The sequence below is a fragment of the Blautia sp. JLR.GB0024 genome (genome assembly GCF_037000545.1).
GTDB lineage: Bacteria > Bacillota > Clostridia > Lachnospirales > Lachnospiraceae > Blautia > Blautia celeris.
In genome coordinates this window covers 324657-338359 of the sequence record NZ_JBANBF010000001.1, presented here as the reverse complement: position 1 = coordinate 338359, position 13703 = coordinate 324657, and the positions used below count along the sequence as shown (strand labels likewise).

Annotated in this window: 13 protein-coding genes; 3 read left to right on the top strand and 10 right to left on the bottom strand. The window is 46.2% G+C overall.

Translation table 11 applies throughout. The features are described 5' to 3' along the window. From V8Q34_RS01490 to V8Q34_RS01460, 7 genes are read right to left on the bottom strand one after another with little or no spacing between them, the layout of a single operon-like run. Entirely contained in the window at positions 1 to 2106 is a 2106-nt protein-coding gene (locus V8Q34_RS01490) for an acetate--CoA ligase family protein (RefSeq protein ID WP_335834660.1), read from the bottom strand. A gap of 15 nt (positions 2107 to 2121) precedes the next feature. Further along, positions 2122 to 2664, bottom strand: a complete 543-nt coding sequence (locus tag V8Q34_RS01485; protein WP_033140475.1) for a 2-oxoacid:acceptor oxidoreductase family protein — start codon at positions 2662 to 2664, stop codon at positions 2122 to 2124. After that, complete coding sequence (locus tag V8Q34_RS01480) at positions 2661 to 3404, bottom strand: thiamine pyrophosphate-dependent enzyme (protein WP_227211099.1); 744 nt, start codon at positions 3402 to 3404, stop codon at positions 2661 to 2663. The genes V8Q34_RS01485 and V8Q34_RS01480 overlap by 4 nt, the downstream gene beginning before the upstream one ends. Further along, complete coding sequence (vorB, locus tag V8Q34_RS01475) at positions 3405 to 4472, bottom strand: 3-methyl-2-oxobutanoate dehydrogenase subunit VorB (RefSeq protein ID WP_033140477.1); 1068 nt, start codon at positions 4470 to 4472, stop codon at positions 3405 to 3407. A gap of 21 nt (positions 4473 to 4493) precedes the next feature. Further along, positions 4494 to 4706, bottom strand: coding sequence for a 4Fe-4S dicluster domain-containing protein (locus V8Q34_RS01470; protein ID WP_054351121.1), 213 nt, complete (start codon positions 4704 to 4706; stop codon positions 4494 to 4496). A gap of 15 nt (positions 4707 to 4721) precedes the next feature. Next, complete coding sequence (locus V8Q34_RS01465; RefSeq protein WP_148391562.1) at positions 4722 to 5696, bottom strand: C-terminal binding protein; 975 nt, start codon at positions 5694 to 5696, stop codon at positions 4722 to 4724. Continuing rightward, positions 5693 to 7153: a sodium:solute symporter family protein gene (locus tag V8Q34_RS01460; RefSeq protein ID WP_148391563.1), complete on the bottom strand. Its 1461-nt coding sequence runs from the start codon at positions 7151 to 7153 to the stop codon at positions 5693 to 5695. Before V8Q34_RS01460 ends, V8Q34_RS01465 begins: the two co-directional genes overlap by 4 nt. Before the next feature lie 266 nt (positions 7154 to 7419). Here V8Q34_RS01460 and V8Q34_RS01455 point away from each other — a divergent pair, with 266 nt between their 5' ends. From V8Q34_RS01455 to V8Q34_RS01445, 3 genes are all read left to right on the top strand, one after another. Further along, positions 7420 to 8103, top strand: a complete 684-nt coding sequence (locus V8Q34_RS01455; protein WP_335834658.1) for a FadR/GntR family transcriptional regulator — start codon at positions 7420 to 7422, stop codon at positions 8101 to 8103. Between the two features lie 290 nt (positions 8104 to 8393). Continuing rightward, on the top strand, positions 8394 to 8594 hold the full coding sequence (locus V8Q34_RS01450) for a cold-shock protein (RefSeq protein WP_033140482.1): 201 nt from the start codon (positions 8394 to 8396) through the stop codon (positions 8592 to 8594). Positions 8595 to 8913: 319 nt separating this feature from the next. Further along, positions 8914 to 9504, top strand: coding sequence for a hypothetical protein (locus V8Q34_RS01445; protein ID WP_033140483.1), 591 nt, complete (start codon positions 8914 to 8916; stop codon positions 9502 to 9504). A 73-nt stretch (positions 9505 to 9577) separates the two neighbouring features. On the opposite strand, the gene V8Q34_RS01440 is transcribed toward V8Q34_RS01445, so the two are convergent. The 3 genes from V8Q34_RS01440 to pflB all read right to left on the bottom strand — a co-directional run bounded on the left by V8Q34_RS01440 (position 9578) and on the right by pflB (position 13640). Then, a complete protein-coding gene (locus V8Q34_RS01440) occupies positions 9578 to 10474 on the bottom strand; it encodes a putative manganese transporter (protein WP_227211096.1) in 897 nt (298 codons plus the stop codon). A gap of 159 nt (positions 10475 to 10633) precedes the next feature. Next, the gene (gene pflA / locus V8Q34_RS01435; RefSeq protein ID WP_033140485.1) at positions 10634 to 11401 is read right to left on the bottom strand and encodes a pyruvate formate-lyase-activating protein; all 768 of its coding nucleotides are present in this window, start codon (positions 11399 to 11401) and stop codon (positions 10634 to 10636) included. After that, positions 11388 to 13640 (bottom strand): formate C-acetyltransferase, encoded by a 2253-nt coding sequence (gene pflB, locus V8Q34_RS01430; RefSeq protein WP_033140486.1) that lies wholly within the window; start codon positions 13638 to 13640, stop codon positions 11388 to 11390. Before pflB ends, pflA begins: the two co-directional genes overlap by 14 nt. Between the last annotated feature and the right edge of the window lie 63 nt (positions 13641 to 13703).

Genomic DNA, 13703 nt, shown 5'->3' with positions numbered 1-13703 from the left:
TTAGGGTTTCCGGCATAACACCATTAATCCATCCGCAGCTTTTACTCCTTTTCCCTCCGGATATACAAAAACTGGATTGATATCCATCTCCACCAGTTTATCCCTGTAATCTTCTGCCAGACGGCTCACAGATACCAGGCAGTCTGCCAAAGCTTTTATGTCAAGAGGCGGCTGTCCCCGGTATCCCGCAAGCAACCTGCTGCTCTTCAGGGAACTTATCATCTCTTCTGCTTCCCAGTGATTTATGGGGGCAGGATACAGGACTGCATCCTGGAAGATCTCTGTAAAGATACCGCCCATTCCCAGAAGGATCATTGGTCCCAGATTGGGGTCACAGGTAACACCGATTATCATTTCCAGACCTTCTTCCAGCATCTCCTGAACCAGTATGCCATTGATTTTTGCATCCGGGCGCTCTTGTTCTGCACGTTCCATGATACCTTGATAGGCATTTTTTATCTCTTGTTCTCCCTGAATCCCAACACGTACTCCGCCTATTTCTGACTTGTGCAGGATATCATTGGATTCGATTTTCAAGACCACCTTTTTGCCCATTTCTGCCGCGCAGACCGCCGCTTCTTTCCAGGTAACCGTCAGTTTTTCTTTCGGACATGGAATCCCATAATCTATAAAAATCTGCTTTGACTGATGCTCGGACAGTGCGATTCTGTCTTCCTCCTGTTTGTTCTGCAGTGCGGCAATTGTACCGGTACGGTTTTCAGCAGTTTTTAAAAATGCAGTGTAATCCATCAAATGCCGTATGACCCGGTATCCGTAATGCGGCGGCGGCAGTATGGGAACACCGGCAGCTTTGAGTTTTTCAAGAACCTCTTTCTCTCTTCCGGATTCAATGAGCGGAACTACAGCGGCCGGCTTTTCCGGATGTCGAATGCAGTAACGGATCAGACCTTCCAGGTAATCGTAAATTGTGATATCACTAATTTTCTCTGTTATCTGCAGAGAGGTTACCAGCATCTCCACCTGTGGATCCTCCATCACGATTTCTGCCACCTGTTCAAAGGTATTCCCATCACTTCCACCGGTTAAATCCATGGGATTCTGCGCTGTGGCAAAGGGCGGCAGAACCTTTTTCAGCCGTTCTGTGGTCTCCTTGGAAAAATCAGGAAGTTCCAGACCGTACAGGGAACCTGCGTCCGCTGAGATTGTTGTCTCCCCTCCTGATATATTTACAAATGCCAGACTGTTTTTTTCCGGCAGTTTTGGGAGCGTTACAATTGCAGCACAGACAGAAAGAAGTTCCTCCAAATCCTCCACCCGGATAACTCCAAACTTCTTAAACAGCGCATCTGTATGCTTATCACATCCACTGAGATTTCCGGTGTGTGAGGCGGCAGCTCTGCTGCCTTTCTGGGAGCGTCCCGCTTTTAGGATAACAACCGGTTTTCTCTTTTCCACTGCTCTGTGCAGTACCTGCGCGAACTTTTCCGGCTTTTTTATTCCTTCCATATAAGCAGCTACAACTTCTGTATTCTCATCCTCCACCAGGAACTCCAGATAGTCCTCCATAGTCACAATTTTACTGTTTCCTGCGGATATCACATAGGAAAAGCTCCCCTTGGCGCTCTCCATCAGCCCCATGCAGACTTGACCGCTCTGAGATACCAGGCCGATTTTTCCTGCACTCTCCCTGGCCTGGAACAGAAAACCAAAGGCAAACACCCGGTCCACGAAATTTAAAAATCCCGCGCAGTTTGGCCCCATAACAGCAATATCCAAATCTTTTGCCTTTGCTGTCAATTCCTCCTCCATCCTGACATCTTCCGGCAGCTTTGTCTCACCGTAGCCGCTCGCAAAAACAACTGCGCCTTTTGCTCCTTGTTCAGCAGCTTCTTCCAATAATGCCGGTACTGTAGTTTTCGGTGTACAGATGACAGCAAGGTCTATTTTCCCCGGAATATCTGATATCTTCCGGTAGCAGGGAACGCCGAATACCCTGTCATTTTTCAAGCTCACAAGATACAGATCTTCCATCCGTTCCCTGCATTGTTCCAGAAACATTCTCGACGCGAAACCTGCCATCGTTTCTCTCTCCGTGGCTCCCACAATCACTATTTTCTGTGGGCGCAGCAGCTTATTCAGTTCCATTTCTTCCCCCGCTTTCTATGAATACAGTCTGTATCCTGCATCAAAAGCCGCTATATTGGCCGACAGATATTTTCCTTTGCCCTTTTTGTCGAAATAGGCGGCGATCGCAGCGGCAAGCTCCTCTTTTCCGAACATCCCTGTGGCCTTTTCCAGAACTCCCAGCATAACCAGATTGGCACCTTTGGAATTCTCTGCACCGGCAGATAATTCATTTGCCGGTACGGAAAGGGTCGTGATATCCTGCCGTGTAATTTTGTCTGCCTCCACCATATCTCTGTTATACAGCAAAATTCCTCCAGGCTTTATCATATGCTCAAACCGTTCCACGGAAGGGGCATTCATGGCAAGCAGAATGTCCAGTTCATTGCAGTAAGGACTTCCAATCTCTTCATCCGACAGCTTTACATTGCAATTGGCTGTCCCGCCACGCATCTCAGAACCATAGGAGGGATACCACGTAAGATTCTGCCCCTTCCGGAAGCCCGCTTCTGCGAGGATCAACCCAGCGGTCAATACACCCTGTCCTCCAAATCCGGCACAAATTATTTCCTTATTCATAAGCTGGCATCCTCCTTCCCAATAAATTCTCCAACAGGAAATACGGGCATAATCGTATCTTTGATATATTTCGCTGCTTTCACCGGTTCCATTGCCCAGTTTGTGGGGCAGGGAGAAAGCAGTTCCACAAGGCTGTATCCTGCTCCCTGCATTTGCTTTTCCAAAGCCCTTTTTATATACTTCTTTGCCTTTCTGATATTCGCCGCATCACAAAAGGAAGCCCTGGCCAGATAGGCGATATCCATTTTATTGAGAAGTGAAACCACATCCAGTGTGCCTCCTCCTTCTTCCATACTTTTTCCATGTATGGAAGAACTGGTTACCTGTCCCTGAAGTGAGGTGGGAGACATCTGGCCTCCGGTCATTCCAAACACACAGTTATTTAGGACAATTACAGTAATATTGTCATTTCTTCTTGCAGAATGGATTGTCTCGGCAATTCCAATAGAATAAGCAGCACCGTCTCCCAGATAGGCAATGACGGGATTTTGGGGCCTGGTAAACTTGACTCCCACTGCTGTGGGAACCGGTCTTCCATGTGCTGCCTCTATTGTGTCATATCTCCAGATATCAATGGGCATCCCTCCGCAGGCTACATCCAGTACGGCGATTGCTTCTTCCTCCCGCCCTAACTCCTGGAGCACTTCTCCGATCAAACGGATGGCAATTCCATGGCCGCATCCCGGGCAAAAAGAATGTCCGTCCGTATATGTTATTCTTTCCGGCGCCTTTACCATCATTTAAAACACCTCCCTCTCCATCTTTCCTTCTAATATCTGTACCGCTTTTTCAACAATGTCCATACTTCTCGGCACTTTTATTCCTGTCCCGTATGTATATACAGGGTATCGGCACTGCACAGACAGCTTTACATCCTCTGCCATCTGACCGGTAATACTCATCTCCACTGTCATAAACGCTCTGCAGTTTTCTCCCAAATCAGCAAATGCGTCCACAGGGTACGGAAAAATAGAAATAGGGCGGATGAGACCCAGACGGATTCCCTGTTTTCTTGCTTTTGAGACAGCTTCCTTACAGACTCTGGCACTGATTCCGTATGCAACGAGAATCAGCTCTGCGTCCTCAGTGAGAATACTCTCCCATCTCTGCTCATTCTTTTTCATTTCCTCATATTTCTCTCTCAGAAATGTATTGTAATCATCCATATAATAGAAAACATTTGTGATTTTCTTTGATTCCTGCCGGCCTTTGCATCCTTTTACAGTCCAGTCATCTCTGTCAATATCTACCTCTTCCTGCGGCGGCAGACACACAGGTTCTACCATCTGCCCGATTGCCGCGTCTGAAAGGATGATAACAGGGTGTCTGTATTTCTCAGCCAGAGGAAATGCCTGCATCATCAGATCCACACTCTCCTGAACAGATGCCGGGGCTAATACCAGAAGATGGGAATCTCCGTGTCCGTTTCCTCTTGTTACCAGCTTATAATCGCACTGTCCCTGGCTGATTTCTCCGATACCGCTTCCGAATCTGGCTACATCCACGATCACAGCCGGAATATCACCTGCGATCAGATAGGAAAGCCCTTCCTGCATCAGTGAAAAACCGGGGCCGGAAGAAGAAGTCATGGCTCTGGCGCCTGCCGCTGCTGCTCCTAATACCATATTAATGGCTGCCAGTTCTGATTCGGACTGTATAAAGGTTCCTCCTGCCTCCGGCATCCGCTGGCTTAAATATTCCAGTATCTCATTCTGGGGCGTAATGGGATAGCCGCTGTAAAAACGGCACCCGCTGCGGATCATAGCTTCAGCCAGCGCTTCATTTCCCTTCATCAATACCTTTTCCATAGACTTTTGTCCCTCCTCTTCTCACTGTACTTTCCCGGAACAGATTTCAAATACATAGTCCGGACATACCGTGTAACATGTGGCACAGGCTACGCACAGTTCCTGATTGACTTCCACGACTTCATACCCTTTTTTATTTGTTTTTCCAGATCTGCTGACTGCCCCTTTGGGACATTCCTCTATGCATCTTCCGCAGGCTTTGCAGCGGTGAAGATGAAGTATTACTTTCTCCATAATTTCCTCCTCTGTCTACAGTAAATTCTGCACCTGGCCCATTTTCCCTTCACAGTAATATCTCGCATTGTACGCTCCGATTTCCAGTGAGATCCGGTATGCCTCATCCGAATAAAAGGCTGTATGCGGTGTTAAAATCACATTGTCCCTGTGCAGAAGCGGATTCTTAGTTAAATCCGGGGTTTCACTTTCCAGAACATCAAGCGCTGCACCTTTTACCAGCCCCAAATCCAGGGCCTGTACCAAATCTGCCTCTACGACAGCTCCGCCCCTGGCTACATTGATGAGAAACGGCTGTTTTTTCATCTTACGGAACATATCCATGTTCAAAAGCCCCTCATTATCTTCTGTCAGGTTCATATGTACACTGATGATATCCGAAATTTCCAGCAGTTCATCCAGCTCTGCCCGGTTCACATTCATATTGTCCATAACCTCTTTTGACACATATGGATCATAGGCCACGATCTTCATTCCGAAACTCCGGGCTCTTTGCGCAACCGCTTTACCGATTTTGCCAAATCCGATGATTCCCAGCGTTTGCCCCTCGATTCTGTGCACTCCCATTTTCTGAATAGTTTCCATTTCCCATGCGTAGTCTTCCTCAATTCTCCTTCTCAGATAAGGGAAACGACGCTCCAGAGAAAGAATCAGAGCCAAAGTGTGGTCAGCCACTTCCTGTGTACAGTAGCCTGATACATTGGTCACAGCGATTCCCCTGCTTTTTGCATACTCTACGTCCACAAAGTTAAAGCCTGTCGTTTCCAGTGCAATAATTTTACATTTCTGCATCCTGTCAATTGCTTCTTTTCTGATAGGCGCAAAGTCTGAAATCACTGCATCTGCCTGGCTTAAAATCTCATAATAAGCATCTAAATGTTCCGGTTCATACACTGCCCTCAATATTTCCGCATCCGGGGGCAGGCAGTTGATCTCTGTCTGTAAATCTCTGTCTTTTGTTTCTGGAAATACTGTAAATACAACTTTCATTCTTCTTTACCTCCTTGTTTTCCTGCTGATTGAAATACTTTCAGTTTTGCTTTCTCTTCCGGCGTCTGTCTGCCCCAAATACTAATCGGGAAAAAGAGCAGCGCTGACACCGCAAGCCCGGGCCAGAAACTGTCTGTCTCAAAAATTTTTCCCCACTTCAGGGCATTGCCCAAAAACCAAAATAGTACGACTGCCAAAGAACAGGCCGCCGAATAAAAGGCTGCGCTGCTGTTCGCTTTCTTCCAGCACACTCCGAGAACGGTTGGAAGAAATAATCCGGCAGAATTAATCGTCAGTGCAATAAACAAAACATCAATAATATCCTGCCGGTACATTGCAAAAAGTAATGCCACAAATCCTATTCCAAAGGAACAGCACGTACTTAAATGTCTTATTTTTTTATCCGTCACATCCCGGTTGATATATCTTTGATAGATATCCTTCGTTAGATTTGTAGATGCTGTCAGCATTAAAATATCTGCTGAAGACATTATGGCAGCTATAATTCCCACCACTACAATTCCCCGCAGTCCCTGGGGAAATATATGGATGATCAAATAAGACAGCGCATTTCTGCTATCCGGCAGATCAGGCATAATAACCTTTGTACTCAGTCCTAAAAAGGTGGCTGACACCGCAATGATGAAAATTCCCGCAGCAGCCAGCAGAGAGCCTCTTCTGGATGTCTTCACATCTTTTGCCGCTATACACCGGGTATATCCATCCATATTTGTATAGAAGGAAAACAAGGTCGTTAATCCCAGTGCGATGATACTTGGCCACCCCCATGCTCCGAGATTCATATAGGAATCCGGCAATGACTGAATCGCTGATATACCGCCGTCCATATGCATAATGCTGAGCGGAACCCCGAGGATCACAATACCCAGAAGTAAGATTACGGTCTGTACCCAATCCGTGTAGGTGACCGCAAGGAGACCCCCGAAAGCAGTATAAAATGTGATCACTGCTGCAACTACAATCAATGAAACCTTTGAGTCCCATCCTGTCAGCGCACTTAATGTACTCCCTCCTGCCAGAAACTGACTCGCCACAAACCCGATCATACCCAGAATTGTACAGATGGTTGCCACCATTCTCGTTTTGGAATCGTATCTGCTTTCAATAAAATCCGGATATGTCAGTAAGTTCAATTTTGTACTCAGCCTTTTTATGGTTCCTGTAAACGTAAACGCAAAAATCACAAGACTGACTGCAATGACAACCACATACCAGACTGCCGTTATCCCCATGGAATACGCTCTCTCGGCAGTCCCCACAATAGAAGCACCTCCTATCCAGGAAGAAAGCCACAGACATGTAATGGAAAACACACCCGCTTTTCTGCCTGCCACAAAATAATCATCTGAATCCTGCTGTTTTTTACCGGAATATATACCTATAAAGAGCATACCTGCCATATAAAAAACAATAATACCGATATCCAAACCACTCAAAGGAATACCTCCTTCCGTTCACCAGCCCCGCGCGCGAACTGGTCATACCAGTTATTAAGTACATTATACACTGGTACGACCAGTTGTCAATAATTTTCAGATATCATTTTCTCTATTTGTAAAATATGCAGATTTTTGGCACGCATTTTTTGTATATTATTTACAATCTCTCCCACAACACCATTGATTTTTTTCTTATAAAATGATATTTTATTAGGTAAATGGTATTTCATGCCATCTTACGTTAAATGGTCGGAGGAAAACAAATGGAAAAAGAATCAGAACCGAAAGGTTATCAGATAATTATCAGTGAATTACAGAAAATGCTTGCAAACGGTGAATTAAAATGCGGGGATAAACTTCCCTCTGAACGAAATATGACCACTCTCTTTCATCTGAGCAGAACATCTGTCCGTGAAGCCCTTCGGGCAATGGAAATGATCGGGATTGTAGAGAAACGCCATGGGGAGGGAAATTATATTGTAAATAACGCGGAAAGTTCCCTGACAGATGTACTTTCTATTATGCTCATATTGAATGATGGAGCTCTTGATGAATTCATGGAATTTCGTAAATGGATAGAACTTGGGGCAGTCAAAAGCGTGATTGCTTCCTCTTCTGAAGAGGAAATCCTTTCTCTGGATGAAAAATTATCTGCCTATGCCGATTCATCCTCTGTCCATGAAAGGACTTTAAAAGATATTGATTTTCATAAGGCTATCGTTTGTTTATCCGGAAATCCTTTTTTTATTTCCATTTTTAATGCCATCTCTGCTCTTGCCGTCAATCATCTGGAAACCATCATACAGAGGCTTACGTCTAACGGAAAAGACAATGCAAAGGTAGATTCTATTTACCAGGAACATGAAATGATTCTAAATGCCATAAAAAAAAGAGATTATTCTATGGCGGAAAGATTTCTGGATTATCACATCCAGACTTTCACATAAAGAGTCTTCTCCGCTGTGTATCGCAGCGGCATAACTGTTCACAAGCTGCGATACACAGCATTGTGAACAGCGGCGCCTGAAACCACATGGTATAAATAGATGACGAAAATATTGGTAAAGACATTTCATTTTCCGCTTGACATTCCCCATTTTCTATGTTAATCTGTAACAAGTGTTTTGATAAAGCCTTGATTTCGCATATATCCGTAAGTCATTCTTTTATTCATGATTTACTGTTATATGCGTTTTTTGTTTTGTAAAATGCATATAAAAATTAGGAGGTATCTTTCATGAATAAAGGTACAGTAAAATGGTTTAACTCAGAAAAAGGTTTCGGATTTATTACAGGGGAAGACGGATCTGATGTGTTCGTACATTTCTCAGGAATTAATTGTGACGGTTACAAATCTCTTGAGGACGGCCAGGCCGTGACTTATGACTTGACCAGAGGAAACCGCGGCATGCAGGCCGTTAATGTGTGTGCTGCTTAAACCAGAATATCACTGCACTGTCTTATGAATACCTGGCTGTGATCCACAACAGCAGGTATTCGTAATCTGTATATCAATTAGTCAGAGCTATGATTGATGTTACAGCTAAGTCGGCGGGGTTTATTTTGTATTCCTTGCTGGCTCAACCTAAATTAACTGAATTTCACGATTCATTTATATATAAATTTTCTGCTGACAAAATTCTTATTTTCCAAAACTCTCCTATCCGTATTTATCCCCTATGCAAACTTTTATGCAATAACAATATCAAACGATCTGCATATAATAAACCAACAAATAATGTTCAGGTACACATATTATGAACAATGACCCCCGCGGTACAATCATTCAGCAGGGCAATATTATGCGCATAGATAATGCATTGATTGAAGAGGTATTCTGTTTTAATAATTCGATCGGTCATATCCTTATCTCCTATGCCGTTCCCGAGGCAAATCAGACCACTTCCATACAGACCTTACGTCTGAATATAGGCAGAAACACTGTGATTCTGAATATGTTCGGACAGCGTGTTGACGCCTGTCAGCTTCGGCAGGGTATGTGGATAAATGCCGTATTTTCCTCACGGATGACACGAAGTATCCCGCCCCAGGCCAATGCGTTTCTCCTTCTTGTCAGGAGAAATCCCCGTCCGCAGACCAATACCACGGATGGACGGATTGCTTCCATTGACCTGAGAAACAGGTTCCTCTTTACGGGAAATCCCAATGATATCAACAGCCAGATCCGGTTCACAGTCACGGACGATACTGTTATTCTGAACCGGTTTGGAAATCCCATCAGCCTTCGGGCGCTCCGCCCCGGGCAGATGGTCAGGATCAACCATGCCAATTTCCAGACGGCCAGTATTCCGCCTCAGACCACTGCCTTCCGGATACAGGTGATATAGGAAATCTTATGGACACAAAAAAAGCTGGCATCTCATACAGAAATGTCAGCTTTTTTACTGCTCGCCTTTTTCATTATAATACAATTCCCAGCATCTCTATGAGAATCCCCCAGAACACACCTGTCCCATAAAGGATTCCAATGAGTCCCAGATTCTCTTTCATTCCTTTGTTCGTTCTGCAAAGCACCAGAACGCCCACTCCGGCTCCCACCAGAAGTCCTGCCATCATCTGTCCTGCTCCCAGGATTCCTGTCAGGTAGAGCTGTGTGATGACCACAGAGGAGGCGCAATTGGGAATAAGGCCCACCAGTGCAGCCAGTAACACACCGATCATGGGTTTGCTGCTGATAAAGTAACCGATATTATGGCTGCCCACCAGCTCCACGCAGAAACCGATCCCCAGGGAAACCAGGAATATGAAAACCGTGATCTGCAGGGTGTGGAGAAAAGCAGATTTGATGATACTGCCGTTCTCACAGTGGCAGTGTTCGGATTCACACAGATCATGGATCTCTTTTTCATGGTGGTCCCTGTGTATATGTCTGTATTCTTCCCGCTCTCTTCTCTTCCTGCCGCCGAACCGCCATAATATGTCAATGGCAAATCCCGAGACAGCTCCCAGTACGATCTTCAGTCCCAGAATACGCAGGATTGTGCCTGCAGCCACGGATTCGGAGATAAAGATGGGCAGCATCTCATCTGAAGTGGAGAGAAAGATAGCCAGCAGTGTTCCTGCGGATATAACCCCGCCGGAGTAAAGACTGGCAGCGGCAGCGGAAAATCCGCACTGGGGAAACGCCCCCACAATGCCGCCTATAAGGGGACCAAAATGTCCCGACTTTCGCATAATCTGTTTCGATTTATTTTTTGTCTTATGTTCCAGGTATTCCATGACCAGATAAGTCAGGAAAAGGAAAGGAATCAGCTTCGCCGTATCCAGCAAAGCATCCAAGATCACGTCAAGTACCATTCATACAGCTCCCTTCCGCATCAGAGTTCATCACTGTGCCAGTTTCTAATCATAGCATAAAACCGGGACAAACTCAACGCCGGATTACTATATTTTACAGATATACCTAAAAACAGGCAACGGCAGCAGAAATCCCGTGTCTTTCCGCTGCCGCTCTTTTTATGCGTTTTGATAACCTGTATATTCACTTGTATGAAGCAGTCTATTTGCATTCTCCACCCGCTCTTTTGTGGGCGGTTCGATTCCCTGCAGGGGGTAGGGAATACGCATATCCTGCCATTTGAAAATCCCCAGTGTGTGATACGGCAGTACCTCAAAACGCTGTACATTGCCCAGGCTTTTAACAAACGCGTCCAGCCGTATCAGGTCTTCGTCATAATCGTTCCGCTCCGGCACAAGAACATGGCGAATCCATACAGGCTTCCGGATTTCCGCCAGATATCCGGCCATATCCAGGATATTTTCGTTGCTGCATCCTGTCAGGATCTTATGCTTTTTACTGTCGATCTCTTTTATGTCAAGAAGCAGTAAATCCGTGACTTCCATAAGGCGGTTGAATTTATGGAAAAACGGCTCGTGCCTGGAAAACGGATTCCCGGATGTATCCAGAACCGTATGCACGCCATTCTCCTTTGCCTTGGTAAAAAGCTCCAGCAGGAAATCCATCTGCAACAGCGGTTCCCCGCCGCTGACAGTGATTCCGCCCTTGTCTCCCCAGTATGCTTTATAGCGCAGTGCCTGCCCTAAAAGCTCATCTGCTGACATCATATCCATGGAACTGGTGCTCCAGGTATCCGGATTGTGGCAGAACTGGCAGCGCATTTTGCACCCCTGCAAAAAGATCACAAACCGGACACCCGGTCCATCCACGGAACCGAAGCTTTCTATGGAATGGATGGAGCCTTTTCTCAAACTAAATGCGCTCATGTGCGGAGCGGGCAATCACATCAAGCTGCTGCTCGCGTGTCAGGTCAATGAATTTCACCGCATAGCCGGATACACGGATGGTAAAGTTGGCGTATTCCTCTTTTTCCGGATGTTCCATGGCATCCACCAGCTTCTCTATGCCAAACACATTTACATTTAAGTGGTGTGCGCCCTGGTCAAAGTATCCGTCCAGTATGTGGACCAGATTGTTGATCCTCTCCTCCTCGGAATGTCCGATGGCACCCGGATTGATGGTCTGTGTGTTGGAAATTCCGTCAAGTGCCCACTCATACGGGAGCTTGGCAACAGAGTTTAAGGAAGCCAGAAGACCGTTTTTCTCAGCACCGTAGCTTGGATTAGCTCCCGGTGAAAGGGGTTCTCCTGCTTTTCTGCCGTCCGGAAGAGCGCCTGTGGCCTTGCCGTAAACCACATTGGATGTGATGGTCAGGATTGAGGTTGTAGGCTCGGAATTGCGGTAGGTGGGGTATTTTTTCAACTTCTCAAGGAATGTGTGAAGCAGCCAGACTGCAATATCATCCGCCCGGTCATCATCATTTCCGTAGCGCGGAAAATCTCCTTCTGTCTCGAAATCCACAGCCACGCCTTCCTCATCGCGTATCACCTTCACCTTGGCATACTTTACAGCAGAAAGGGAATCCACCACATGGGAAAATCCTGCGATTCCTGTTGCAAAGGTTCTGCGGACATCGGTATCGATCAGTGCCATCTCCGCTGCTTCATAGTAATACTTGTCATGCATGTACTGGATCAGGTTCAGAGTATTTACATACAGTCCTGCCAGCCAGTCCATCATGATCTCATATTTACGGATCAGCTCATCATATTCCAGATATTCGGAGGTGATCGGTTTGTATTCCGGTCCAACCTGCACTCTTGACTTCTCATCCAAACCGCCGTTGACAGCGTATAAGAGGCATTTTGCCAGGTTTGCCCGGGCACCGAAGAACTGCATCTCTTTTCCGGTCTGTGTAGCTGATACACAGCAGCAGATGGAGTAATCATCTCCCCATACAGGGCGCATCACATCATCATTCTCATACTGGATGGAACTGGTCTCCACAGAGATATAAGCAGCATATTTCTTGAAGTTTTCAGGCAGCCTGGATGAGTAGAGGACCGTCAGGTTCGGTTCCGGCGCAGGTCCCATATTCTCCAGTGTGTGAAGGATTCTGTAGTCCGTCTTTGTCACCATGGAACGGCCGTCCTGTCCCATACCTGCCACCTCCACGGTAGCCCAGACCGGGTCGCCGGAGAAGAGCTGGTTGTAAGAAGGAACGCGGGCAAATTTAACCATTCTCAGTTTCATGATAAAATGGTCAACCAGTTCCTGTGCCTCTTTCTCTGTCAGCATGCCATTTTCCAAATCCCTCTGAATATAGATATCCAGGAAGGTTCCCACACGGCCCACGCTCATGGCAGCGCCGTTCTGTGTCTTGATGGCTGCCAGATAGCCGAAATACAGCCACTGGACTGCTTCTTTGGCATTCTCGGCCGGTTTGGAGATATCGTATCCATAGCTTTGAGCCATTTTCTTCATATCGGCCAGAGCGCGGTACTGCATGGTGATTTCCTCTCTCTGACGGATGATCTCATCTGTCATGATACCGCAGCCGCAGTTATCGTAATCTTCTTTTTTCTTTTCCATCAGGAAATCAATACCGTAAAGTGCCACTCTTCTGTAGTCACCTACAATACGGCCGCGGCCGTAGGTATCCGGAAGTCCTGTGATAATCTTGTTATGACGGGCTTTTTTCATCTCCGGTGTGTACGCATCGAAAACACCCTGATTATGCGTTTTGTGATATTCTGTAAAGATTTTATGAAGTTCCGGAGCCGGTGTGTAGCCATTGGATGTGCAGGAATCTTCCGCCATTTTGATACCACCGTAAGGCATAAATGCCCTTTTCAGCGGTTTGTCGGTCTGCAGCCCCACTACCTTTTCCAGGTCTTTTAATTCTTCACTGATATAGCCCGGCCCATGGGAAGTCAGTGAGGATACGATTTCCGTATCCATATCCAGAACGCCGCCTTTTGCACGCTCCTCTTTCTGCAGTTTTGAAAGTGCAGACCAGAGTTTTTCCGTGGCTTCTGTGGGTCCTTCCAGGAAGTCCTGGTTTCCTTCATACGGCGCGTAGTTGTGCTGGATAAAGTCACGTGTGTTGACTTCTTCCTTCCAGATTCTACCTTTAAATCCATCCCATTGTTTGAAGTTATTCATCTTTGCAAGTCCTCCTTCTAAGACAATAATTGTGTCGGAAACTGTACTGTAATGTGACCGGAC